This window comes from Ciceribacter sp. L1K23, from assembly GCF_018122705.1.
Taxonomy (GTDB): domain Bacteria; phylum Pseudomonadota; class Alphaproteobacteria; order Rhizobiales; family Rhizobiaceae; genus Allorhizobium.
Genome location: NZ_JAGRRC010000001.1, coordinates 194,894 through 217,049, shown reverse-complemented (window position 1 = coordinate 217,049; position 22,156 = coordinate 194,894). Strand labels below are relative to the sequence as shown.

General features: G+C 60.0%; 25 protein-coding genes and 1 tRNA gene. 13 read left to right on the top strand and 13 right to left on the bottom strand.

The genetic code is table 11. The features are described from left to right. Positions 1 to 38: 38 nt before the first annotated feature. Entirely contained in the window at positions 39 to 797 is a 759-nt protein-coding gene (locus J5J10_RS00945; RefSeq protein ID WP_211928442.1) for a methyltransferase domain-containing protein, read from the bottom strand. An 84-nt stretch (positions 798 to 881) separates the two neighbouring features. On the opposite strand from J5J10_RS00945, the gene gloB reads away from it, so the two are divergent. Beyond that, complete coding sequence (gloB, locus tag J5J10_RS00940; protein WP_211928441.1) at positions 882 to 1,652, top strand: hydroxyacylglutathione hydrolase; 771 nt, start codon at positions 882 to 884, stop codon at positions 1,650 to 1,652. Continuing rightward, complete coding sequence (locus tag J5J10_RS00935) at positions 1,652 to 2,086, top strand: cupin domain-containing protein (protein WP_211928440.1); 435 nt, start codon at positions 1,652 to 1,654, stop codon at positions 2,084 to 2,086. The genes gloB and J5J10_RS00935 overlap by 1 nt, the downstream gene beginning before the upstream one ends. Here the strand turns inward: J5J10_RS00935 and J5J10_RS00930 are convergent. The 3 genes from J5J10_RS00930 to J5J10_RS00920 are packed head-to-tail and all read right to left on the bottom strand — an operon-like array spanning position 2,069 to position 4,417. After that, a complete protein-coding gene (locus tag J5J10_RS00930) occupies positions 2,069 to 2,713 on the bottom strand; it encodes a lysoplasmalogenase (protein ID WP_211928439.1) in 645 nt (214 codons plus the stop codon). The genes J5J10_RS00935 and J5J10_RS00930 overlap by 18 nt on opposite strands. Positions 2,714 to 2,722: 9 nt before the next feature. Beyond that, positions 2,723 to 3,607, bottom strand: a complete 885-nt coding sequence (locus J5J10_RS00925; RefSeq protein WP_211928438.1) for an EamA family transporter — start codon at positions 3,605 to 3,607, stop codon at positions 2,723 to 2,725. Between the two features lie 39 nt (positions 3,608 to 3,646). After that, positions 3,647 to 4,417: a DUF3108 domain-containing protein gene (locus J5J10_RS00920; RefSeq protein WP_211928437.1), complete on the bottom strand. Its 771-nt coding sequence runs from the start codon at positions 4,415 to 4,417 to the stop codon at positions 3,647 to 3,649. Positions 4,418 to 4,651: 234 nt separating this feature from the next. On the opposite strand from J5J10_RS00920, the gene rpmB reads away from it, so the two are divergent. Then, entirely contained in the window at positions 4,652 to 4,942 is a 291-nt protein-coding gene (gene rpmB, locus J5J10_RS00915; protein ID WP_208554329.1) for a 50S ribosomal protein L28, read from the top strand. A gap of 111 nt (positions 4,943 to 5,053) precedes the next feature. Continuing rightward, positions 5,054 to 5,689 (top strand): queuosine precursor transporter, encoded by a 636-nt coding sequence (locus tag J5J10_RS00910; protein WP_211928436.1) that lies wholly within the window; start codon positions 5,054 to 5,056, stop codon positions 5,687 to 5,689. 51 nt (positions 5,690 to 5,740) lie between these two features. Here J5J10_RS00910 and J5J10_RS00905 read toward each other — a convergent pair whose 3' ends face one another. Then, positions 5,741 to 6,658: an esterase-like activity of phytase family protein gene (locus J5J10_RS00905; protein ID WP_249116788.1), complete on the bottom strand. Its 918-nt coding sequence runs from the start codon at positions 6,656 to 6,658 to the stop codon at positions 5,741 to 5,743. Positions 6,659 to 6,887: 229 nt separating this feature from the next. Here J5J10_RS00905 and J5J10_RS00900 point away from each other — a divergent pair, with 229 nt between their 5' ends. Continuing rightward, on the top strand, positions 6,888 to 7,337 hold the full coding sequence (locus tag J5J10_RS00900) for a hypothetical protein (protein WP_211928434.1): 450 nt from the start codon (positions 6,888 to 6,890) through the stop codon (positions 7,335 to 7,337). Here J5J10_RS00900 and cobT read toward each other — a convergent pair. The 3 genes from cobT to J5J10_RS00885 all read right to left on the bottom strand — a co-directional run bounded on the left by cobT (position 7,334) and on the right by J5J10_RS00885 (position 10,904). After that, positions 7,334 to 9,217: a cobaltochelatase subunit CobT gene (cobT, locus tag J5J10_RS00895; protein WP_211928433.1), complete on the bottom strand. Its 1,884-nt coding sequence runs from the start codon at positions 9,215 to 9,217 to the stop codon at positions 7,334 to 7,336. The genes J5J10_RS00900 and cobT overlap by 4 nt on opposite strands. An 8-nt stretch (positions 9,218 to 9,225) precedes the next feature. After that, entirely contained in the window at positions 9,226 to 10,218 is a 993-nt protein-coding gene (gene cobS / locus J5J10_RS00890) for a cobaltochelatase subunit CobS (protein ID WP_211928432.1), read from the bottom strand. A gap of 62 nt (positions 10,219 to 10,280) precedes the next feature. Next, entirely contained in the window at positions 10,281 to 10,904 is a 624-nt protein-coding gene (locus J5J10_RS00885) for a J domain-containing protein (RefSeq protein ID WP_208554335.1), read from the bottom strand. 95 nt (positions 10,905 to 10,999) lie between these two features. Here J5J10_RS00885 and J5J10_RS00880 point away from each other — a divergent pair, with 95 nt between their 5' ends. Then, a complete protein-coding gene (locus J5J10_RS00880) occupies positions 11,000 to 11,281 on the top strand; it encodes a BolA family protein (RefSeq protein ID WP_211928431.1) in 282 nt (93 codons plus the stop codon). 7 nt (positions 11,282 to 11,288) lie between these two features. Here the strand turns inward: J5J10_RS00880 and J5J10_RS00875 are convergent, their stop codons facing one another. The 3 genes from J5J10_RS00875 to J5J10_RS00865 are packed head-to-tail and all read right to left on the bottom strand — an operon-like array spanning position 11,289 to position 14,307. Next, a complete protein-coding gene (locus tag J5J10_RS00875) occupies positions 11,289 to 12,593 on the bottom strand; it encodes an HlyC/CorC family transporter (RefSeq protein WP_211928430.1) in 1,305 nt (434 codons plus the stop codon). Further along, positions 12,590 to 13,717, bottom strand: a complete 1,128-nt coding sequence (aroB, locus tag J5J10_RS00870; RefSeq protein WP_211928429.1) for a 3-dehydroquinate synthase — start codon at positions 13,715 to 13,717, stop codon at positions 12,590 to 12,592. The genes J5J10_RS00875 and aroB overlap by 4 nt, the downstream gene beginning before the upstream one ends. Then, positions 13,714 to 14,307, bottom strand: coding sequence for a shikimate kinase (locus tag J5J10_RS00865; RefSeq protein WP_211928428.1), 594 nt, complete (start codon positions 14,305 to 14,307; stop codon positions 13,714 to 13,716). Before J5J10_RS00865 ends, aroB begins: the two co-directional genes overlap by 4 nt. Positions 14,308 to 14,446: 139 nt before the next feature. Between J5J10_RS00865 and J5J10_RS00860 the strand changes: the two genes are divergently transcribed. The 5 genes from J5J10_RS00860 to J5J10_RS00840 all read left to right on the top strand — a co-directional run bounded on the left by J5J10_RS00860 (position 14,447) and on the right by J5J10_RS00840 (position 18,413). Beyond that, on the top strand, positions 14,447 to 14,599 hold the full coding sequence (locus J5J10_RS00860; protein WP_211928427.1) for a hypothetical protein: 153 nt from the start codon (positions 14,447 to 14,449) through the stop codon (positions 14,597 to 14,599). Between the two features lie 25 nt (positions 14,600 to 14,624). Beyond that, complete coding sequence (locus tag J5J10_RS00855) at positions 14,625 to 15,572, top strand: site-specific tyrosine recombinase XerD (RefSeq protein WP_211928426.1); 948 nt, start codon at positions 14,625 to 14,627, stop codon at positions 15,570 to 15,572. A 63-nt stretch (positions 15,573 to 15,635) separates the two neighbouring features. Beyond that, positions 15,636 to 16,589: an acetyl-CoA carboxylase carboxyltransferase subunit alpha gene (locus J5J10_RS00850; RefSeq protein WP_208554341.1), complete on the top strand. Its 954-nt coding sequence runs from the start codon at positions 15,636 to 15,638 to the stop codon at positions 16,587 to 16,589. Between the two features lie 178 nt (positions 16,590 to 16,767). Further along, positions 16,768 to 18,156 (top strand): murein L,D-transpeptidase family protein, encoded by a 1,389-nt coding sequence (locus J5J10_RS00845; RefSeq protein ID WP_249116640.1) that lies wholly within the window; start codon positions 16,768 to 16,770, stop codon positions 18,154 to 18,156. Next, a complete protein-coding gene (locus J5J10_RS00840) occupies positions 18,153 to 18,413 on the top strand; it encodes a sulfurtransferase TusA family protein (RefSeq protein ID WP_211928425.1) in 261 nt (86 codons plus the stop codon). Before J5J10_RS00845 ends, J5J10_RS00840 begins: the two co-directional genes overlap by 4 nt. Here J5J10_RS00840 and J5J10_RS00835 read toward each other — a convergent pair. Both J5J10_RS00835 and J5J10_RS00830 read right to left on the bottom strand, forming a co-directional pair. Beyond that, the gene (locus J5J10_RS00835; protein ID WP_211928424.1) at positions 18,403 to 19,539 is read right to left on the bottom strand and encodes a GTP-binding protein; all 1,137 of its coding nucleotides are present in this window, start codon (positions 19,537 to 19,539) and stop codon (positions 18,403 to 18,405) included. The genes J5J10_RS00840 and J5J10_RS00835 overlap by 11 nt on opposite strands. An 18-nt stretch (positions 19,540 to 19,557) precedes the next feature. Beyond that, positions 19,558 to 20,637: a D-alanyl-D-alanine carboxypeptidase family protein gene (locus J5J10_RS00830; protein ID WP_348646508.1), complete on the bottom strand. Its 1,080-nt coding sequence runs from the start codon at positions 20,635 to 20,637 to the stop codon at positions 19,558 to 19,560. A 181-nt stretch (positions 20,638 to 20,818) separates the two neighbouring features. On the opposite strand from J5J10_RS00830, the gene J5J10_RS00825 reads away from it, so the two are divergent. Both J5J10_RS00825 and J5J10_RS00820 read left to right on the top strand, forming a co-directional pair. Next, on the top strand, positions 20,819 to 21,982 hold the full coding sequence (locus J5J10_RS00825; RefSeq protein WP_211928422.1) for a M20 aminoacylase family protein: 1,164 nt from the start codon (positions 20,819 to 20,821) through the stop codon (positions 21,980 to 21,982). 57 nt (positions 21,983 to 22,039) lie between these two features. After that, positions 22,040 to 22,116: transfer RNA gene (locus J5J10_RS00820), tRNA-Arg, on the top strand. Positions 22,117 to 22,156: the final 40 nt, after the last annotated feature.

The window sequence follows — 22,156 nt, the reverse complement described above, 5'->3', positions numbered from 1 at the left end:
TGTCGATTAGACCGGAACGCCCTTTTTGTCGAGTGAGATCAAGTCGCGCCCGGTTCGGGAAGGCAACGCGTGGAAGGAACCCCCTGCGGCGCCAGCACAGGCGCGAAGACGCGCCGAGAGGATCGGACGGCGACCGGAAGCCCCTGATAGAGCCGTTTTTGCGCCTCGACGACGATAACACCGGAAAAAACCGGCCAGAACATGCGCCCCATCCGCTCGAAGCCGCGACGCAACTTGAGAACGGCCTTGATCTTTGAGGGCGGGAAGAACAGCGCCTCCGCCGTGGCCGACGGCGTGAAATTGGTCTCCCGCAGAAGCGCCGTCAGCTGGCCGCGCGAATAGGGACGACCGGAACCGAACGGCGTGTGCTCCATGCGCGCCCAGACGCCGCGGCGGTTCGGCACGACGATCACCACCCGACCGCCGGGTGCCAGCACCCGCCATATCTCTTTCAGTGTCTCCCGCGGATTTTCGGCAAACTCCAGCGAGTGCACCATGAGCACCCGGTCAACGGCGGAATCGGGAAGCGGCAGTTCCTCGTCGAAGACGAGCGCGGTCGCCGAAGCCTCCGCCGGCGGCCAGTTCACCGCACCCTGCCCCGCCGGCATGAAAGCAAAGGTCCGCTCGGTATCGGCGCGGAAGCGATCGAGGTAGGGAACCGCATATCCGAGGCCAACGAGACGCTCCTCGGGCAGGCGCGCCCAGAGTGAGGACAATGCCATCGCGATCGACTGCTCCGCCACCCGCCCGAGAAGCGAATGATAGAACTGCCGGAGCTCGACGATATCAACATGCATGGCGCAATTGATAACAGGAGGCGGGTGGACTTCAAGTCCGCAGCCATTACATTTGGCCTCTAACGGCAAGAGGAAAGGACTATCATGCAGAACCTCGAGATGGAAGTCTTCCTGTGCCGGAGCGACAACTTCGGCGTTCTCGTCCACTGTCCGGAACGAAACCTGACGGCGTCGATAGACGCGCCCGAAGCTGGACCGATCATCGCCGCCGCCGAACGGCGCGGCTGGAAGATCACCCACATTCTGACGACACACCACCATACGGATCATGTCGAAGCGAACCTCGAACTTAAGGAGCGCTACGGCTGCGAGATCATTGGGCCGGTACATGAGGCGGTCGCCATTCCCGGTCTCGACAATGCCGTAGGCGACGGCGACAGTTTCGACTTCGGCGACCGCCGGGTCGATGTCATCGAGACGCCGGGCCATACGGCAGGGCATATCTGCTACCATTTCGCCGACAGCAAGCTGCTGTTTGCCGCCGACACCTTGTTCGCGCTCGGCTGTGGCCGACTGTTCGAGCGGCCAGCCGCCGACATGTGGCACTCGCTTCATAAGCTCGCCGCCCTTCCGGACGAGACAGCGGTCTATTTCGGCCACGAATACACACTTTCCAATGCGCGTTTTGCGGTAACGATCGACCCGGACAATGCCCGCCTGCGCGCCAGGGCAGAGGAAATCGAGGCCGCGAGACGTGAAGGCCGCTTCACGATCCCGACGATGATGGGACTGGAAAAAGAAACCAACCCATTTCTGCGCGTCTCCGATCCCGGCATCCGCCGAAACCTCCTCATGGAGGGCAAGACGGACGAGGAAGTCTTCGCAGAAATCCGCCGACGTAAGGACAATTTCTGATGACGCCTGAGGAGATTGTGACAGCGCTCGGTATGCAGCCCCACCCAGAGGGCGGCTGGTATGCCGAGACCTTCCGCGACAAGAATGGCGGGCGCCGGGGCCACTCCACCGCGATCTACTACCTATTGAAGCGCGGCGAACGTTCCCACTGGCACAAGGTGAAGGACGCCGCGGAGGTGTGGCACTTCTATTCCGGCGCGCCGCTGGCGCTCTATCGTTCCGACGAGGGAAAGCAGGTCGAGACCATCGTTCTCGGCATCGACCTGCTGCGCGGAGAACGTCCGCAGGCTGTCATTCCGGCGGGCAGCTGGCAGGCGGCGGAACCGCTGGGTGACTACACCCTGGTGGGCTGCACCGTGGCGCCCGGCTTCGATTTCGCTGCCTTCGAGATGGCACCACCCGGTTGGGCGCCCGGCTCAGAGGGTGGCATCTAGCAGAGCGAGCGTCAGCGTGAACTGGGCCAGGAAATAGCTGACCCAGACATAGATGCCGAACGGCTTCTGCAGGGGATGCCCGCGCGGAAGTACGAACGTGCGGATAGCGAGTGTCGTGTCGGACGAGACGAACATGACCGCCGCGAGGAAAACGAGCGGCGAGGGAATCGCAAGCGACAGTGCGGTCATGCCGAAAATGGCAAGGCAGTAAAATGCAACGGCCGGCGCCAGCGATCCCGCCGGCCTCCACAGAAAACCGAGGATGATCCCGCCCGCCGCGACCGTGGCGGCAAGAGCGACCAGCCGCCACGCATCATCAGGAATCTGGGTCGGCACACCGAGGATAGCGAAGAGCCCACCGTAGGCCATATGAGCCAACAGGAAGGACACAAGACCCGCGATGAACCGTCGCTCTCCAGATCCCGCAAGAAAGGCATCGCCGAGAGCACTAAGAAAAAGTGCAAGGATCAGAAGGATAGGTCCGACGGACCGCCAGGCGAACAGGGCCAATAGCAGCACGGGCAAGGTTTTGAGAAGGGTGCGCACCGGTGAAGCGGCGCGCTCGACGAGCGGCAGGTAGAGGATACCGAAGGCGATCGCGGCATAGAGCAGGATCCCTTCCCCCATCCCGCTACCTCATTCAGCCTGTTGCGTGGCTGGCTTGCGCCGAACCATGTCACGGGCTGCCAGCACTGCGCCACCGGTGATCAGAAGACAGGCCAAAGCAAGAGTGAGCGTGGTTTGCGCGAACCCAAAAATCACGAGGATGAGCGTCGACAACAGCGGTGCCGCATAGCTGCCAGCCCCGAGAATCTGGATATCGCCGTTCTTGACGCCGTAATCCCAGGCATAGAAGGCGGCACCGACGGGGAAGAGCCCGAGCCCGACCACGGCAAGCCATTCCGTAGCCGCAACCGGCCAGACCGTCGTTTCCAAAAGCAGATGGCAGAAGAGCGACAAGACGGATGTTGCGAGGCAGAAACCCGTGACCACGTCCGTGGATACTGCTTCGTGACGACGCGTCAGCAGCGAATAGCCCGACCAGGTGAAGGCGCACAGGAAGGCCATGGCATAACCAAAGGCATAGCGCGGATCGAAGGCAAAGCCGTTCTTGCCGATGATAAGCATCGTACCACAGAGGCCAGCGATCGCTCCCGCCACGTGATACCAGCGCAGCCGCTCGCCCGGAAGAAGAGCCGAACCGACGACGATAAGCAATGGCCAGAGATAGGCGATGAGGCCAGCTTCTGCCGCCGGCGCGTTGCGCAACGCCGTGAAATACAGAAAATGGTAGCCGAAAAGACCGGCGACCCCGATAAACCAGACCGACACGGACTGCTTCAGGAAGCGCAACCGCTGCGGTCGGAAGGCGAAGGTTACGAGCCCCGGAAGACTGCCGATCGCGAAACAGACGGCGGACAACTGGAAAGGTGGCATCTTACCCGACGCGGCGGTGAAGAGAGCCAGAAATGACCACATGAGGATCGCCGAAAAACCGACCAACGTCGCTTGGATACGCACGCCCTGCCCCCGATATAGCGGAAGAGTTGCCTCTTCCCTCTAGCTGCCGAACCGTACCGCTGTGACGTCCACCGGCCCGTATTGGGTCGGAATGCGGGCACGGACAGGGGCATATAAAGGGAGCGTGCCGGCCTTTGCAAACCAGATTTCCATGCCCTTGACGTTCGAAAGATACTCGATGTCCTTGCGGCCCTTTCGAAAGCCTGCGCGTGGAATGTAACGAACACCACAGACCACCGCGTCGGCCTTTACCTCACCCTGCGAATACTCCCTGACACCCTTGGCGCTAAGCACCAGATCCAGCCGGCTTTCACCGTCGAACACCGGTAGGGTCCGAGGGCAGACATCCTCCCCTTCCGCGATGAGCAGGCTGCTCAACGGATCGAGAACCGCCTTGAGATGGGCTTCCGTAACTGGAACCCAGGACTTCGGCCGCGTCTTCGGCTTCGGCGTTATCTCGGACGACACAACGTCGCCGTCGTTGAAGCGAACATCGTAGGTCTCGGTTTTTTTGCCCTTGCGGTAGACAAGCCGGTAGGAGGTCGCTTGCAGGTTCTCGTTCCTGACAACGCCAGAGACGCTGGTCTCGGCCGAGATGTCGGTAACGAGGTTGACGATGCCGTAGGATCTGAAGCTGCCGGAGATCGTGTAGCCGCGGGCCGCAAGCAACGTCAGGAAAGAAGCCTTGGCGATCGGAATACCGGCCAGCGAGATATTGTATTCGGTACGTGACTGCACGTCTTCCGCTTGCACGAAGGCAGGCGACAGCCCCGCCATTGCCAAAGTGAGATAAAGTGCGATCCGCAGCATGATGTACCGTTTACGGAAACGAACCGCTTCCGCTTTGCCTTTCCGACCTCCATCTTCCGCCAGACTTTGGCAAGAAAATAGCATGAATCGCAGGATCGCGCGGGAAAGGTCCTGGAATGGCTTGACTGGCCCGGCCAGTCTGACTATAGAACCGCAACTTTCCAATAGACGAGTTGGATTGCGGAACCGGCTTTGCCCGGCGTGACGATCCAAGACAAGAAGAATAGGTGCATCATGTCCCGCAGTTGCGAATTGACCGGCAAGGGCGTCCAGACGGGCAACAATGTCAGCCACGCCAATAACAAGACCAAGCGCAGGTTCCTGCCGAACCTCTGCGACGTCACCCTGATTTCCGACGTTCTCGGCCAGCGCTTCCGCCTGCGCGTTTCTGCTGCTGCCCTGCGTTCGGTTGAACATCGCGGTGGCCTCGACGCATTCCTCCTGAAGGCTTCGGAAAACGAACTCAGCATGCGCGCCCGCCTGCTGCGTCGCCAGATCGCCAAGAAGACGGCCGAAGCCGCCTGATACCGGCATTACAGTCTGCTCTTTGAAAAAAGGCTTGACGGACGCGGGTCCGACAAGCCTTTTGCTTTGAGCTCCATCCCTCCAACTGGTGGCATCACCCAGGATAAAAAAATGCAGATGATCCGCTATTTTATCGCCTACAGCATCGTGATGACGGCCGTCGTGGTCGCCTCGAACATCCTCGTCCAGTATCCGGTCGACGCAATGTTTGCCGGCATCAACCTGGCCGACCTGCTGACCTACGGCGCCTTCACCTATCCGATCGCCTTCCTCGTGACCGACCTGACCAATCGCCAGTTCGGCCCCTCGATCGCAAGACGCGTGGTGTTCGTCGGCTTCCTCGTCGGGGTTACGTTGTCCTTCGCAACCTCCTCGCCACGGATTGCGATTGCATCAGGAACGGCCTATCTTGCCGGACAGCTGCTCGACGTTTCAGTCTTCAACAGGCTTCGGCAACTGAGCTGGTGGAAGGCGCCGCTTCTCGGTTCCGTCTTTGGTTCCATTCTCGATACGGTGATCTTCTTCTCGCTGTCGTTTGCGCCCGCCTTCGTCATGCTCGGCGCCAATGACGACTTTGCGATCGAATGGGCCCCTATCCTCGGCGTGTTCGCAACCGAGGCACCGCGCTGGATGTCATGGGCGCTCGGTGACTTCGCCGTCAAGATGATCGTCGGACTGGTGATGTTGCTGCCCTATGGGGCGCTAATGAACTCGCTGAAGCCGATGCCGTCGAGCCAGGCGGCCTGACCTTTCGACGATAGCGATGAGATTTGGAAAAGGCCCGCCTCGGGCCTTTTCTCATTCGAGCAGTCGGAACTCGAGCATGAGATTACGCTGCAGGATCGAATGGTTGTCATCGGATACCAGGATGATGCGGATCGAACCGTCAGCGTCCTTAACGACATCGATACCTTCCATGTTGTCGATCTCGTCGCGAAGATCGGCTTCCAGCAGAATCTCGCCATTGACCACGGCTCCCGGCCTGATCGTTCTCCCGTCGATGCGGCGAATACGCATGCCGACACCGGTTGCGAGCGAAAAGCGACGCTCAAGCAACAGAAGGTCGCCATTCGGAAGGAAAGCACCGTCGGTAACATCGAACTCGTCGCGGCGAACGACCTTGAACACACCCTTCATCGGACCGTCAACGATGCCGGCGAAGAGATGCCCATCATCGTCGACGCTGCGTTCGGCGACAGCAACCAGGGCACCAGCCAGAGGACTGCCCTTCGGGGCGACCGCCAACGTCTCCAGCCCGCCGTTACCCCTCAACTCGCGAATGGAGAAGGGAAGCTGCAGCGACCGCAAGGGGCGGCTCGATACAGGCTTGTCGGCCGGATAGACGTCGATCCGGTGCCGTTGTTCGAAGCCGACCAGAACCTGCGCCTTTCGAAGCGCCAGGCTTTCGGCGTCCATGTTGGCTTTGCCGGGATTGCTGCGCCCTGCAGCGTCCGTCATGGGCGAGATTTCGGCATTTTCTATTCCGGAGATGCGCCCGTCTGAGTCACGGACGACGGTCCCGGTGAACCAGTGGCCGGTATCCAGCACTCCAATATAACTATTCCCTTCCACAAATCGGATCGAGGACCAGGCTCCGAACAACGGCTCCGCTGAGGAAAGTTCCATACCACCGACGAATTCCAGCGCACCGAGACGATTGTCGGGTACACCGGATCTAAACACGGTGATCGGAGTTGCATGTACCTGAACCGGCAAAGCCTGGGCGACACTTGCGGAGGAGAGCAAAAACGCCGAGGCGAACAACTGAAGTCTGCGTGCGAAGCAAGGCAAAGGGGCAATCCGGCTGAGAAGACAAGCGTGTGTCATACGGCAACTCGATGGGCGCGGCAACGCATGGTCAAGCCCCATGGCGACGCCCAGCCACGGACAAGGCAGAAGGGGCAGATTCGCAGGCAGCGATCACAACGCAACAGGACAACACGTCATGACCAGCATCAACGCGGTGGGCAACGCCGCCATCTCTCCCACCTTCAAGCCTGCAACCGCAAACGACTTCGACACCTGGTTCCAGGATGTCCTGCAGGGATATGCGAACAACGGCGGAGCTCCAGACAGCAATCTAATCTATGACGAATCGTCTGAGGATGGGCTTTACGGCGACACGGCTGACCCGCTCGTGCAAGACCGGCGTGATCAGTTCGCCGAGTGGGTGAACATGTCGCTCGCCGAAAAGCTCAGGGCTCAATATCTCGTAGCGAACGGTCTGACCGAAGAGAGCCTGGAGGCAATGCCGCCGGAGGAGCGGAAGGCCATCGAGGATGCAATTACGGAATACATCGAGGAAGAAATGAAGCGACAGGCAGGGGCCGACGGAAGAAGACCCGACACCGACCCGGTCGCGGATTTTGTCGCGACAAACGCCACCGACGTTTAACGCGACCGGCGGCCGGCGCCGGCCTTGTCTTCGAACAGGGCAGCGAGTTGCTCTGTCATCGCGCCAGCAAGTTCGTCGGCATCGACGATGGTCACAGCGCGGCTGTAGTAGCGCGTCACATCATGGCCGATACCGATTGCCAGAAGTTCGACCGGGGAACGGGTTTCAATTTGGTCGATCACGGCACGCAGATGCCGTTCCAGATAATTGCCCGGATTGACGGACAGCGTCGAGTCATCCACCGGCGCGCCATCGGAGATCATCATCAGTATCTTGCGCTGCTCGCGACGGGCAACCAGCCTGTTATGCGCCCACATCAGCGCTTCGCCGTCGATATTCTCCTTGAGCAGACCCTCTCGCATCATCAGGCCGAGATTGCGGCGCGAGCGGCGCCACGGGGCGTCGGCCGATTTGTAGATGATGTGACGCAGGTCGTTGAGGCGGCCCGGCGTGGCTGGCTTGCCGCCGGCCAGCCACTTCTCGCGGCTCTGTCCGCCCTTCCATGCTTTTGTGGTAAATCCGAGGATTTCCACCTTCACGCCGCAGCGCTCCAGCGTCCGCGCCAGGATGTCCGCGCAGGTCGCGGCGACCGTGATCGGCCGGCCGCGCATGGAGCCTGAATTGTCGATCACGAGCGTGACGACGGTGTCGCGGAACTGCGTGTCGCGCTCCATCTTGAACGACAGCGGCTGCATCGGATCGATGACCATACGTACGAGCCGCGCGCTGTCCAGATAACCTTCTTCCAGATCGAAGTCCCAGGACCGGTTCTGCTGCGCCATCAGGCGGCGCTGCAGACGGTTGGCGAGACGCCCGACGGCGCCCTGAAGGTGCGCGAGCTGCTTGTCGAGGAAGGCGCGCAGGCGGTCGAGTTCCGCCTCGTCGCAAAGCTCTTCCGCGGTGATGATTTCGTCGAACTCGGTTGTAAAAACCTTGTAATCGACCTTCTCGTTGAAATCGTCGAACGGGCTCGCGGGACGACGCATTTCGCCTGGTGTCTCGGATTCCTCGTCGCCCTCATCGGAAAGATCGTCGTCGGAAATCTCCGCGCCGTCCATCTCCCCATCTTCCATCTGCTCTTGCGAGGCCTCGCTCTCCTCTGCGGGCGCCTGCTCGGAGCCGGCTTCCTCCTCCGCGGAGTTCTGGTCCTCCTCGTTGGAGCGGGGCTGCTCCTCGTCGGTGGTTTCTTCCTCCTGGCTTTCCTCGGTATCGTCACCGAGGTCCTCAGCCATTTCCATGGCGCTCAGCATGTGGCGGATCGCCTTGGCGAAAGCCTGCTGGTCCTCCATGGCACCGCGAAGAGACGACAGGTCGCCGCCGCCCTTTTCCTCGATGTAGGGACGCCAGAGATCAAGGACCTGACCCGCGCTTGCCGGCGCCTTCTCGCCCGTCAGCGTCTCGCGCACCAGCATGGCAACGGCTTCGGCGAGCGGAGCGTCTTCCTGCCGAGAGATGCCTGCGAAATTCGCCTTGGCATATTTTTCGGAGTTCATGGCCGACATATTGGCGGCCATGCCGCTCATCCGCAGCGCGCCGATCGACTCGACCCGGGCCTGCTCCACCGCATCGAAGACGGCGCGTGCATCAGCGCCTTGCGGAGCAAGAGCCGCATGGACCTTCTGGTCGTGGCAGGCAAGGCGCAGCGCCATGGAATCGCCGAGGCCGCGCGTGATCGCCAGTTCCTGCGCTGTCGGCCGCTTGGAAAGTTCCGGCAGTCTTACGCGTTCACCCGCAAGACCCGGACGTTCGTTGGCGAACACAACCTCGACCTCGGCATCACCCGCGATTGACCGGACGCAGCCGGTAACGGCGCGCCGGAATGGCTCTGTATCCACCATTGTACCGGGCTTCGCCCGTGTATTGTCACCGCGGCCTGCCATGCTTGAGATTACGCTCCCAGAACGATGTTGGCAGCGCTTTCCTTGAGCTCCGTGCCGAAGACGCGCTGGTACTGCTCGGCCACCAGCGTCCGCTCGAGTTCGTCGCACTTGTTGAGGAAGGTGATCCGGAAGGCAAACGACACGTCGCCGAAGATCTCGGCATTTTCCGCCCAGGTGATCACGGTACGCGGGCTCATGACCGTCGACAGGTCGCCATTCATGAATGCGGAGCGCGTGAGATCGGCAAGGCGAACCATCTTCGAGACCGTGTCACGGCCGCCATCATTTGCCGCGAAGCTCTTCACTTTCGCCAGGATGATATCGACTTCGTGCTCATGCGGCAGGTAGTTCAGTGTGGTTACGATTGACCAGCGGTCCATCTGCGCCTGGTTGATCTGCTGCGTGCCGTGATAGAGACCCGTTGTGTCGCCAAGTCCGATCGTGTTGGCTGTCGCAAAGAGACGGAACGCCGGGTGCGGACGGATGACGCGGCTCTGGTCGAGTAGCGTCAGGCGACCGGACGATTCCAGCACGCGCTGGATGACGAACATCACGTCCGGACGACCGGCGTCATATTCGTCGAAAACCAGCGCGACATTGTGCTGGTATGCCCAGGGCAGGATGCCGTCCTTGAACTCGGTGATCTGCTTGCCATCCTTCAGGACAATCGCGTCCTTGCCGACGAGGTCGATACGGCTGACATGGCTGTCGAGGTTGACGCGCACGCAAGGCCAGTTCAGCCGGGCAGCGACCTGCTCGATATGCGTCGACTTTCCGGTGCCGTGATAGCCGGTCACCATGACGCGGCGATTGTGGGCAAACCCGGCGAGGATGGCGAGCGTGGTCTCGCGGTCGAACAAATAATCGGGATCGAGATCCGGCACATAGGCGTCGCCCTGGGAATAGGCCGGCACGCGGATGTCGCTGTCGATTCCGAAGACTTCCCGCACCGAAACCGTCGTGTCGGGAAGATTGGTGATATCAAGGTCAATTTTGCTCATCGTCACTCCACGCCGGTCGGTCCGATCGGCCGCCTGCAAAGTCCAATTTCTAGCTTTTTCGCTTAACAGAAACCAGCCTGCTTTAACAATTGATACGCCTGAATGACAGCGCGAAAACGCTCTTCCGAGCCACGATCTCCGCCATTTGCGTCAGGATGGTGTTTTTTTACCAACTCCTTGTAACGGCTCTTGATCTCGGTCGCTGTGGCGCTGCCGGCAAGCCCAAGAGTATCGAAGGCCTTCGCCTCGAGCGTCTTCAGCTTGCGCGCCTGCGGAAAACGCGGCGATGTGCCGCGACCCTGGCCGACGAAGCCGAAGGGATCCTTAACGCGGGCGTTTGACGCGGCTGATCCGGAGCGCAGCGTAGAGTGCAACGGAGAAGATTTCGCGGACTTATTCACTCCGATCGTCCACGTTGGGCGATGACCCGTGATCGCCTCCTTCTGATAACGCGCGATCTCGGTATCGGACAGGCCGGAAAAATAGTTGTAGCCTTTGTTGTATTCCTTCACGTGCTCGAAGCAGAACAGAAAGAACTGCCCCTCGGCGTGCCGGCCGACGGGAGCACGGTGGACGCCCGGCCGATCGCATCCGTCCCATTGGCACGTGGGTTCGACAGGCTCCTGTTCGCGCTCAATCTTGCGGCGCGTGCGGATTCTGTCGAAATATTTCGAGTCGAGTTTCATCTGACAATTATGGTGCTTTGCCGAAAGGCCGACAAGAATTGACAAATCGGATTTATGTCGGCTTGGTGGGACGTTTGTGAGGTAGGTTGAAACGGATGTCGATCAAGAACGCCATCGAAACAAAATTGTCTACGGCACTGGCTCCCGACCGGCTTGTCGTGATCGATGAAAGCGGTCTTCACGCAGGTCACGGTCCAGGGATGGACGGTACCGGCGAGACGCATATGCGTATCCGTATCGTATCCTCCGCCTTTGCCGGGCTTACGCGCGTCGCGCGTCACCGCGCGGTGACTGATTTGCTGAAAGCGGAATTCGATGCGGGGCTGCACGCGCTCGCCATCGAGGCGTCGGCTCCCGGGGAGCCGACGCGCTGGTAAGGACTTTTCAGACCGTTGCCTGATCCTCCAACGGCCGGATGCGAATCCGCGTAATCCGGTTCTTTTCGCGTTTCATCACGATGAATCGCTTCCCATGGAAGGTGAAAGCCTGACGCTCATCGGGAATCAGCTTTGATTCATGGATGACAAGGCCCGCGATTGTCGTTGCCTCATCGTCCGGAAGCTGCCAGTCCAGCGCCCGATTGAGGTCTCGGATCGGCACTGAACCGTCAACCACGATGGAACCGTCCGCCTCCTGGCGGACACCCTGAATCTCGATGTCGTGTTCGTCGGAAATATCACCGACGATTTCTTCGAGAATGTCTTCAAGCGTGACGATACCCTGGACTTCGCCATACTCGTCGACAACCACCGCGAAGTGCACCTTACGCCTCAGAAAGGCGTTCAGCTGGTCCTTGAGGTTCGTCGTATCGGGAACAAACCATGGTCTTTGGGCAATCTTGACGATATCGAGGTTTTGAGGTTCCACCCCGGGCTCGGCCAGAGCGCGCAGCAAATCCTTGGCATGGACCACGCCGATGATGTTGTCGGTCGAACCGCGCCAAAGCGGCATGCGCGTATAGGGACTTTCGAGCACGGCACGAACGGCCGTCTCCGGCGGATCATCAGCGTTGACGGCGCGCATCGAGGTCCGGTGGATCATGACGTCGGAGACTTCCAACTCGCCGAGATCGAGAACACCGCCGAGGCGGTCGCGATCGGCCTTCACGACGGAGCCCTCGCGATGAAGAAGATCCACCGCACCGCGCAGTTCTTCATGTGCGGTCAGCATGGATGTTTCGCGCGAGAGCGTATGGCCGAACAGCGCCAGGATCGCACGGACAATGTAGTTCACCGCCGAAGACAACGGCCCGACCACGATCACGAACATGCGAACAACAGGCGCCACGAAGAGAGCAAACCGCTCCGGCGCGGAAATCGCCCAGCTCTTCGGCAGAACCTCCGAAAAGATCACGAGAAGCACGGTCATCACGATCGTTGCGATGGCAACGCCAGAGTCGCCGAACAGACCGAGGAACAGGCTCGTCGTCAGCGAGGATGCGAGAATGTTGACCAGATTGTTGCCGATCAACAGGGCTCCAATCAGCCGGTCGCGCCGTTCGATCAAGGCGTTGACGACACCGGCTCTCACATCACCATTACTCTCGATCGTGTGCATCCGCGCGCGCGACGTCGCCGTCAGAGCGGTCTCTGATCCGGAGAAAAAGCCCGAGGCAACGATCAGCGCCAGGATGGCGACGACAATGAGCCAGTATTCGGCGACGAGCGACAAGAACCAGTCAGCTGTCATTGCGGATGTTTTTCCTCCAGGAACGTAACGACTTCGGAACACGGAACGTCGTTGGCGACGAACGATTGACCAACGCCACGCGTCAGGATGAATGTGAGCTTGCCGCCGGTGACCTTCTTGTCCTGAGCAATCGCACGCATCAGCACCTCCGGCGGCGGCAGTTCGCCTGGAATATCGGACAGGCGGGTCGGCAGGCCAACGGTCTTCAGGTGCGTTTCGACACGCTCGGCGTCGTCAGGGCTCGCGAGATTGAGGCGTGCCGAGAACTGATGCGCCAGCACCATACCGATCGCGACGCCCTCGCCATGCACGAGGCGACTGCTATCGTACTCGGTCGCCGCTTCCAGCGCATGCCCAAAGGTGTGCCCCAGATTGAGGAGCGCACGACGGCCCGTCTCGCGCTCGTCAGCGACCACGACCTCCGCCTTTGCCTGGCAACTTGTCGCGATCGCCTCAATCCGAGCCGCCCCGCCGGCGAACACGTCACGCCAGTTGCGTTCCAGCCAGACGAAGAAGTCGGGCTTGTCGATCAGGCCGTACTTGGCTACTTCGGCGTACCCCGCGCGAAACTCGCGATCGCTGAGCGTCTGCAGCACGTCCGTGTCAGCCAGCACCAGATCCGGCTGGTTAAAGACGCCAATAAGGTTTTTGCCATGTCGGGTGTTTATTCCCGTCTTGCCACCAACAGATGAATCGACCTGCGACAACAGAGAAGTCGGCATCTGCACGAAGCGCACGCCACGCCGCACGATTCCAGCGGCAAAACCGGCAAGATCGCCGATCACGCCGCCGCCGAGGGCGATGACAGTGTCGTTGCGTTCGATCCTTGCCTCCAGAAGAGCATCGCAGACGCGGGTCAGATGCTCGAAGCTTTTGGTCTTCTCACCGGCAGGCAGAATGAGTGAGGTCGCGTCGATGCCGTCGGCTTCAAGGCTGTCTATCAGCGCTTCGAGATAATGATTGGCGACATTCTCGTCGGTGACGATCGCAGCCTTGCGACCCTTGATCCGCGTCGAGATCTCTCCGCCGGCGCGGCCGATCAAACCGGGACCAATCAGGATGTCATAGGCACGGTCGCCCAGCGGCACATGGACCAGGCGCTCGGAAGTCTCGCTGCTTTTCATGTCGTCTTCATACTTTCCTTCTCGAACGCCGCCACGGCCTCGAGAACCTCGTTCACGATGACCTCCTTGCGAACATCGCGGGACTGGATCGTGATGTCCGCGAGCCCATAGACGGGATACCGCTGGTTCATCAGGTTCTCCAGCGTCTGCTTCGGGTTCTCCGTTTTCAGCAGAGGCCGATGATCGCGCTTGTTGACGCGCTCCCACAGCACATCCAGATCCGCGCGAAGCCAAAGCGAGATGCCACCCTTCTCGATCTGACGCCGCGTGTTTTCGTTGATGAACGCGCCCCCACCCGTTGAAATGACGCGAGGCCCCGACTTTAGCAAGCGTTGAATGACCCGGGTTTCAAGCGCACGAAACTCCCGTTCCCCGTAGGCCGCGAAGAGTTCACTGATCGTCATCCGCGACACGCGTTCTATTTCGGTATCGGTGTCAATGAACGGCAGCCCCATCTGGGTTGCCACCATGCGTCCGATCACGGACTTGCCAGCCCCCATAAGGCCAACGAAAACCAGGTTTCGCCGCCCGAGGGCATTCCGGGCCCTATCCCCGAGAGACAGGGCTATGGTCGAGGTCATGTCCGTCATCTGGCGTCTTTAAGTCTCCACCCGAACGGTATTGTTGTTTCCGTCCATGCCGTCAAGCCGAGGCGGTGAAAAGAGCGCGCGCCTTGCACTCGCGCACGAGGTTCTTCATATACTCCAGCACGTCCAAAAGGTGAGCCGGATGCCCACACTGTTCCGCTTTCTGTTTTTCTGTGTCACCGCGGCGGCCGCGGTCTACGGGCTGATGTTTGCGCTCGTGGTCTTTGTCGAACCACGCGAGCGTGACGTGGTCGTGCGCATACCGTCTGAGCGGGTGAATCCGCAAAACCCCTGAGCCTCAAACTTCGGAAGGATGCGACTTGAAGGATCTCGGCGGAGCGCATATCGAGTCGTTTCTCGAAATGATGAGCGCGGAACGCGGGGCTGCCGGAAATACGCTCGCAGCTTATGAGCGCGACCTGGATGATCTCAGGGATTTCCTTACATCAAGACAAACCTCAGTGACAACCGCGAGCGCTCCGGACCTGTCTGCCTATCTCGGCGATCTTGAAGGTCGCGGCTTCGAGCCGACATCGCAGGCCCGGCGTCTTTCGTCCATGCGACAGTTCTACAAGTTTCTCTACGCGGAGGGTCTCCGGGAGGACGATCCAACGGCCACACTCGACGCCCCCAGGAAACGCAGACCTCTGCCCAAGACCCTCTCTATGGAACAGGTGGATCGGTTGCTTGCCTTGGGTGCTGAAGAGGCCCGCCAGCCGGGAAAGGGTCAGTTGCAGCGGCTGCGTCTGCTGGCCTTGCTCGAACTTCTCTATGCGACCGGCATGCGTGTTAGCGAGTTGGTGGCGCTTCCAGCGACCGTATTGTCCCGGACGGAAGGCTTTCTGTTGATCAAGGGCAAGGGTAACAAGGAGCGTCTGGTGCCGCTCTCGCGTCCTGCGAAGGAGTCCCTTGCAACGTACGGCCACGCCCTGATCAACGAAGAGCCCGATCTCGCGGCGGAAAGCCCCTGGTTGTTTCCTGCCGCCAGCAAGGAAGGCTACCTACCGAGACAGGTGTTCGCGCGCGATCTCAAGGACCTCGCTGCACGCGCCGGCCTACCATCGGTCGCCGTGTCGCCGCACGTCCTGCGCCACGCCTTCGCGAGCCACCTGCTGCAGAATGGCGCTGATCTGCGCGTCGTGCAGGAACTACTGGGTCACAGCGACATTTCGACGACACAAATCTATACGCATGTACTGGAAGAAAGGCTCCGGCAGGTGGTTGAAACCCATCACCCTCTTGCCAAACAGGCCAAAAAGCAGGATTAGGACCGCCAACAGCCGGTACCACGCTCCCCGTGCAGACGGGCCAAACGATCGGAAACGGATTTAATGCACAATTATCTCGACTTCGAAAAACCCATCTCCGACCTCGAGGGGAAAATCCGCGAACTGAAAAAGCTCGCGAGCGAAGACGAAAGCATCGACACCTCCGAAGAAATCACGCGTCTCGAAACCCGTGTGCGCGAGGCGACCGAGGAAATCTATTCCAAGCTGAACGCCTGGCAGAAGACGCAGGTCGCGCGTCACCCGCAGCGCCCGCACTTCATCGACTATTCGACGCGGCTTTTCACGGAATTCACACCGATTGCGGGCGACCGGAAGTTTGCCGAGGACGCCGCCATCCAGGCGGGACTCGCGCGTTTCAACGGACAGCCGGTGGTATTGATCGGCCAGGAGAAGGGCTCCGACACGAAGACCCGCCTGAAGCACAATTTTGGCAGTCCACGTCCGGAAGGCTACCGCAAGGCCATTCGCGTCATGGAAATGGCTGATCGTTTCGGCTTGCCTGTGATCACGCTTGTCGATACGGCCGGCGCCTATCCAGGTGTCGGCGCGGAAGAGCGCGGCCAGGCGGAAGCGATCGCCCGCTCGACAGAGATGTGCCTCAGCCTGCGTGTTCCAATCATTTCCGTCGTCATCGGCGAAGGCGGCTCCGGGGGAGCGATCGCGATTGCGACGGGCAACCGCGTCTACATGCTGGAGCATGCGATCTACTCGGTCATCTCGCCAGAGGGTGCGGCATCGATCCTGTGGCGCGATTCAACACGTGCACGTGAGGCAGCCACGAACATGAAGATCACCTCAGAGGACCTGAAGTCGATGAACGTCATCGACGGCATCATCCCGGAGCCGATTGGCGGTGCGCACCGCGATCCGGAAGCGGTCATCGACCGGACCGGCGAGGTCATCGCAGGTGCTCTTAAGGAGCTCTCCGCAATTGACGGAATGAAACTGCGAAATGACCGCCGGCAGAAGTTCCTGGACATTGGACGGAACCTCTGATCGACAAGCTCAAGGTCGCCACATTCCTGCTCATTTCACGGGATAGTTGACGCAAATGTGTCCGAAGCTGGGCTGCCTTGGTTAATGATTTCTGCAGAAACCGCTCCTAATGTAGCGACAAGACACTTTGGAATGCCACTGAAGTTTGCGTAACACTGCCTGAACCGAGCATTTCTTCATGCGCTGGAAAACCTCCGCAATCCTATTGACAGCAGCCCTGGCGCTTGCCGCGTGCAATGCGAGCGAAACGCTCGAGAGCGTCGACGTGAGCAAGGTGCAGGACAAAGACGATCATCCGCTGTCGCCTGCAATCCTTGCCGACATTCGCGCACGGGGCATGGACCGCAATTCGCCGATCATGATCCGCATTCTCAAGGAAGAAGGCGTTCTTGAGATATGGAAGGCGAGACGCGATAACCGGTTTGAGAAGCTGAAGGAATACCAGATATGCGCCTGGTCGGGCCGCCTTGGACCGAAGGTCAAGGAAGGCGACAGACAGGCACCGGAAGGCTTCTACTCACTGTCGCCGTATCACCTTAATCCGCGGTCAAGCTATTACCTTGCGATCAATACCGGCTTCCCGAACCGGTTCGATGCAGCAAATCGTCGAACGGGATCGAACCTGATGATCCATGGCGCGTGTTCGTCGTCGGGTTGTTATTCGATGACGGATGCACAGATCCTCGAGATCTATGCTTTCGCCCGTGACGCTTTCAAGGGCGGGCAACAGACGATTCAGCTTCAGGCTTTGCCCTTCCGCATGACAGCCGAAAACATGGCCCGTCACCGGCTGAGCGAACATAACGAATTCTGGAAGATGCTGAAGGTCGGATACGACCAGTTCGAGATTACGAAGCGCCCGCCGGAGGTAAATGTCTGCGAGAAGAAATACGTCTTCAATCAGCAGCCGGAAGGCAACGCCAAGTTCAACCCCACAGGCGCCTGTCCGCCGATGAGCACGCCTCCGGCACTTGCCTCGGCGATGAAGTCCTACGAACTCGCCTATGCCAAGGATTACGGCAAGGCAATGAAGAAGTATGACGGCAAGATATGGTATGACCCGACCGAAGCCGAACGCAAGGCGTTGGTGGCAAAGCAGCGGAAAGCCAATGATCTGGCTTATGCGCCCACCGGTTCGGCGCTCAAGGCCGGCAAGCTGCTGAGCATAGAGGAATTCGAAAAGGCTGCGATGGCGAAGGCGGAAGCAGCCAAGGCCGCCGAAGAAGCACGTCAAGCGGCGGCCGTGCAGCCGAGCGCCGCGCAAGCCGCTTCGGTTCCGGTGCCTACTCCCAATCCTGTCAAATCCGAGACAGCCGCCGCGCCACAGCCGCCGAAGAAATCATTCTGGAACATCTTCGGAAGCGGTCGCCAGCAGGCTGCGGAACCTGCCCCTCAGCCTGCGGCTCCTGCTTCCGCCGCGCAGGCCTCGCCGCAATCCCGGCAACAGGATCAAACGCCCCAGGCGGTATCCGACGTAGCAGTACCACAGCCAAATCCGACAACAACTCCCGAGAACCTTCAGACTGCGGCGAAGAAACCGTTCTGGAAGTTCTGGGTGACCCAATGACGGACGGAACCACCACGGTCTATGATCTTAGAGGCCTGAAGTGCCCTCTTCCGGTCCTGAAGACCAAACGCCGCCTTGCCCGGATGGCGGACGGTGAACTTCTGACAGTGGAAACGTCCGACCCGCTGGCGGCAATAGACATTCCCCATTTCTGTCGGGAACATGGACATTCACTAGTACAAGAAATTACGACCGAGGGTGGCCATCGCTTCACCATCCGGCGGGGGATGAACCCGCATCAAGAAATCAGAACTTGAAACCGGCTACGGCGAGCGGATTGTCTTCCAACGCCGCACGGTCAGGATGGTCGATGACCGGCTTACCGACAAACGCATCAAAGAGATCCCGGACGTAGGCCTCTTCCAGACCATCGGTGATGAGGACCAGGCGTGTCCGTCGATCTGCCGGGTCAGGCCATGCGTCGAGACGCTCCGGCCTGTGAAACACGGATTGAACGCCGTGAAGCACCAGCGGTCTTTCCGGATGGTCCGACAGCGCCACGACCGCCTTCATGCGCAGGATCTTCTCCCCATGCGCCGAGCGGAGCAGGTCTATGAACATCTCCAACGCTTTCGGATCGATCGGCCTGTCATGCATCAGCGAATAGGACCGGATCGTATCACCATGGCGATTGATATCGTGATCATGCTCGTGATGACCGTGGTCATGATCATGATGGTGATGCCCACGATGGCCGTGATCATGAGCCGCTTCATCCTTCAGCCAGCGTCCGACATCTGCCGTCTTGGTCGCGGGATCGTAGAGACCATTCTCGAAAAGGTCGACACGACCGGCAGCCTCACCGTCGGCATCGACGAGCAATGCCTTGGGATTGAGCGCCTTGAGGCGAGTGCGAAGTGCGTCGACAGACGCTCCATCTGACATCGACAGTTTCGACAACACGATCTTGTCCGCCACAGCGACCTGTTTCAGCGCTTCGGGATAGCGCTCGATCGTAGCCAGACCGTTGACGCCGTCAACGACGGTGACCACGCCTTCAAGCTCGAAGCTTTCCGCAATGACGGGGTGTCCCATCACCGACTGCATGACGGGGGCCGGATCGGCAAGCCCCGTCGTTTCGACCACCACACGTGACAGCGTCCGCATGCCGCCGGTCTGGATCGTGTCCATGATCATCGCCAGCGTATCGACAAGCGTCCCACGGATCGTGCAGCAGAGGCAGCCGTCGGAGAGTTCGATTATGCTGTCATCGGACGCCGTGACCAAAAGATGATCGATACCGACCTCACCAAACTCGTTGATGATGATCGCGGCATCGTTCATCGCCGGATCCTTCAGCACCCGGTTGAGCAGCGTCGATTTTCCGGCCCCCAGGAAACCCGTTATGATCGACACCGCCAGTCGGTCGCGTCTTGGAGCCATCGTAGAAGTCCTTTTGGATCAGAAGGAGGGGCGCGGGATCGGGATCGGGATATTCGCCAGTTCCGGCGCCCCACCGGATTTTCCGCCCTTCGTATCCACCACTTCCGTGCCCGGCAAGAGGCCGGCAAACACGTAGTTGGGCTCGCGGGCCATCTCGCGAATATAGGGTGAGAACATCTTCATTCGCCCCGCTTCATCGCGGCCTTCGCTACGAACCTGACGCGCCTGTGGATTGCAGATTTGCGCGCTGACATCGGCGACAGTTTCACGCCCCTCGCCATAGGGTGCCAGCGCGTCGATACGAACGCCTGTCGATGGCGCGGTGGTGAGGCCCTTTTGCAGGAGATCGGCCGATCGGTCCGCTCGAGCACCGAGACTGTCCGCCCCAAGCACGATCGAAACAACCGTTCGGCCATTGCGCGTTGCCGAGGATATCTGATTGAAACCGGAAGCGCAGATATATCCCGTCTTCATGCCGTCGGCACCATCAAAACGGCCGATCAGCAGATTGTAGTTCGGGTAGCTCTTCTTTCCGGTCGTGATGCCCTCTAGCGAGAAGTAGCCCGCATATTCCGGAAATTCACGCCGAAGTGCCAGCGTCAGCACAGCCAGATCCCGGGCAGTGGTATACTGGCCCTTGCCTGGCAATCCATGAGGATTGATAAACCGCGACGACGACATGCCGAGCCTGGCCGCCTCAGCGTTCATCCGCGCCACGAACCCGTCCAACGAGCCGCCAACGGCTTCGGCAACGGCGACCGAGACATCGTTCGCCGACTTGACCATCATGATCTTCAGGGCGCTGTCGAGCGTCATCTTCGCGCCGGGCTTGAAATACATCTTGCTTGCCGGTTCCGCTGCCGCGCGCTGGCTCATGGTCACGATCGTGTCGGTCGAGACTTCACCGGCCCGTATCGCACGGAAGACCGTGTATACTGACATGAGCTTGGTGAGCGACGCCGGATACCATTTGCGGAAAGCTTCCTCGTGTTCCAGCACACGGCCGGAGCCGACATCCACCAGCATCACCGGATTGGCATTTGCGTGTGCGGCGGTCCCCGCGACGAGCGCAGGCAAAAGGGCGATTATGATGCCGATTCTCTTGATATCGGCCAACAGCCCGTTGTTCGGCCTCTGCACGATTAACCCTCCGTTGTCTGGATATGCCTCGTAATGTCGGATTATTTGTCCTAGATAGTCAACCTATCGCAAAGCAGGTCGAATGCGTCAAATATGCGGCTGGTTCAAACCCGGTCCGCCATAAAACAGGATTGTGATCATGCCGATACTGAATCGCGCCGCGGAATTGCAACGGGAAGTCACGGAGTGGCGCCGGCACCTGCACGCGAATCCGGAAATTCTCTACGATGTCGAGCAAACGGCAGCCTTCGTCGCCCAGAAACTAAAAGAATTCGGCGTAGACGAGGTCGTCACCGGTCTCGGCCGTACCGGTGTTGTCGGGGTCATCAAGGGACGTGGAGAAAGCAATCGCGCCATTGGGCTGCGGGCTGACATGGACGCGCTTCCATTGGAGGAAATCAGTGGCAAACCATGGGCGTCGCAATCGCCCGGAAAGATGCACGCCTGCGGTCATGACGGCCACACGGCTATGCTGCTGGGTGCTACGAAATACCTCTGCGAAACACGCAACTTCAACGGCTCGGTGGTCGTCATCTTCCAACCGGCAGAGGAGGGTGGTCGCGGCGCGCTGGCCATGGTCGAGGATGGCCTGATGGATCGCTTCGGCATTCAGGAAGTCTATGGCATGCACAACATGCCTGGAAAGAGTCTCGGAAGCTTCGCGATCCGCAAGGGCGGGATCATGGCGGCGCCCGACAAGTTCTCCATTACCATCACGGGTCGCGGCGGACACGCGGCCGAACCGCACAATACGGCCGACACGATCGTGATCGGCGCGCAGATCGTCAACGCGCTTCAGGTGATCGCCGCACGCAATGCCAATCCGCTGCGTTCGGTTGTTGTCTCCGTCACCCAGTTCCATGCCGGGACGACGCACAACATCATCCCTGAAGAGGCCATAATCACAGGTACGGTCAGGTCGCTCGACGAAGGCGTTCGTGATCTCGCCGAGCGCCGAATCCGCGAAATCGCCGAAGGCATCGCTGCCGCGCACGACGCGAGGATCGCCTATGACTACGAACGGGCGTGCCCGGTCACCGTCAACCACGCGGCCGAGACCGAGCATGCAGCGCGGGCCGCGATTGATATTGCGGGCACAGCCAGCGTCGACACCGACGTGGACGCCTCAATGGCCGGCGAGGACTTCGCCTTCATGTTGCAGTCGCGACCGGGCGCCTACATCATGATTGGCAATGGCGATACACCCGGCCTTCACAATCCTGCTTATGATTTCAACGACGAGGTCATCCCGTACGGCATCTCATACTGGGTTCGCCTCGCCGAACAGCGTCTCACGGACTGACCATGCCGCTTTTTCGCTTGGCGAGTCGATTTCGCTTTTGTATGGGTGAAGCCGAGTGGTCCCGTAGCTCAGCAGGATAGAGCACCAGATTCCTAATCTGGGGGTCGCGCGTTCGAATCGCGCCGGGATCACCATAGAACCTGTACTCCCATCCACAACCTGACCAAGACGCCC

What these genes read in the sequence shown, in the direction of transcription:
- J5J10_RS00945 (WP_211928442.1), bottom strand. Translation starts at nt 797, where the DNA reads ATGCATGTTGATATCGTCGAGCTCCGGCAGTTCTATCATTCGCTTCTC.
- gloB (WP_211928441.1), top strand. Translation starts at nt 882, where the DNA reads ATGCAGAACCTCGAGATGGAAGTCTTCCTGTGCCGGAGCGACAACTTC.
- J5J10_RS00935 (WP_211928440.1), top strand. Translation starts at nt 1,652, where the DNA reads ATGACGCCTGAGGAGATTGTGACAGCGCTCGGTATGCAGCCCCACCCA.
- J5J10_RS00930 (WP_211928439.1), bottom strand. Translation starts at nt 2,713, where the DNA reads ATGGGGGAAGGGATCCTGCTCTATGCCGCGATCGCCTTCGGTATCCTC.
- J5J10_RS00920 (WP_211928437.1), bottom strand. Translation starts at nt 4,417, where the DNA reads ATGCTGCGGATCGCACTTTATCTCACTTTGGCAATGGCGGGGCTGTCG.
- rpmB (WP_208554329.1), top strand. Translation starts at nt 4,652, where the DNA reads ATGTCCCGCAGTTGCGAATTGACCGGCAAGGGCGTCCAGACGGGCAAC.
- J5J10_RS00910 (WP_211928436.1), top strand. Translation starts at nt 5,054, where the DNA reads ATGCAGATGATCCGCTATTTTATCGCCTACAGCATCGTGATGACGGCC.
- J5J10_RS00900 (WP_211928434.1), top strand. Translation starts at nt 6,888, where the DNA reads ATGACCAGCATCAACGCGGTGGGCAACGCCGCCATCTCTCCCACCTTC.
- cobT (WP_211928433.1), bottom strand. Translation starts at nt 9,217, where the DNA reads ATGGCAGGCCGCGGTGACAATACACGGGCGAAGCCCGGTACAATGGTG.
- cobS (WP_211928432.1), bottom strand. Translation starts at nt 10,218, where the DNA reads ATGAGCAAAATTGACCTTGATATCACCAATCTTCCCGACACGACGGTT.
- J5J10_RS00885 (WP_208554335.1), bottom strand. Translation starts at nt 10,904, where the DNA reads ATGAAACTCGACTCGAAATATTTCGACAGAATCCGCACGCGCCGCAAG.
- J5J10_RS00880 (WP_211928431.1), top strand. Translation starts at nt 11,000, where the DNA reads ATGTCGATCAAGAACGCCATCGAAACAAAATTGTCTACGGCACTGGCT.
- J5J10_RS00875 (WP_211928430.1), bottom strand. Translation starts at nt 12,593, where the DNA reads ATGACAGCTGACTGGTTCTTGTCGCTCGTCGCCGAATACTGGCTCATT.
- aroB (WP_211928429.1), bottom strand. Translation starts at nt 13,717, where the DNA reads ATGAAAAGCAGCGAGACTTCCGAGCGCCTGGTCCATGTGCCGCTGGGC.
- J5J10_RS00865 (WP_211928428.1), bottom strand. Translation starts at nt 14,307, where the DNA reads ATGACGGACATGACCTCGACCATAGCCCTGTCTCTCGGGGATAGGGCC.
- J5J10_RS00860 (WP_211928427.1), top strand. Translation starts at nt 14,447, where the DNA reads ATGCCCACACTGTTCCGCTTTCTGTTTTTCTGTGTCACCGCGGCGGCC.
- J5J10_RS00850 (WP_208554341.1), top strand. Translation starts at nt 15,636, where the DNA reads ATGCACAATTATCTCGACTTCGAAAAACCCATCTCCGACCTCGAGGGG.
- J5J10_RS00845 (WP_249116640.1), top strand. Translation starts at nt 16,768, where the DNA reads ATGCGCTGGAAAACCTCCGCAATCCTATTGACAGCAGCCCTGGCGCTT.
- J5J10_RS00840 (WP_211928425.1), top strand. Translation starts at nt 18,153, where the DNA reads ATGACGGACGGAACCACCACGGTCTATGATCTTAGAGGCCTGAAGTGC.
- J5J10_RS00835 (WP_211928424.1), bottom strand. Translation starts at nt 19,539, where the DNA reads ATGGCTCCAAGACGCGACCGACTGGCGGTGTCGATCATAACGGGTTTC.
- J5J10_RS00825 (WP_211928422.1), top strand. Translation starts at nt 20,819, where the DNA reads ATGCCGATACTGAATCGCGCCGCGGAATTGCAACGGGAAGTCACGGAG.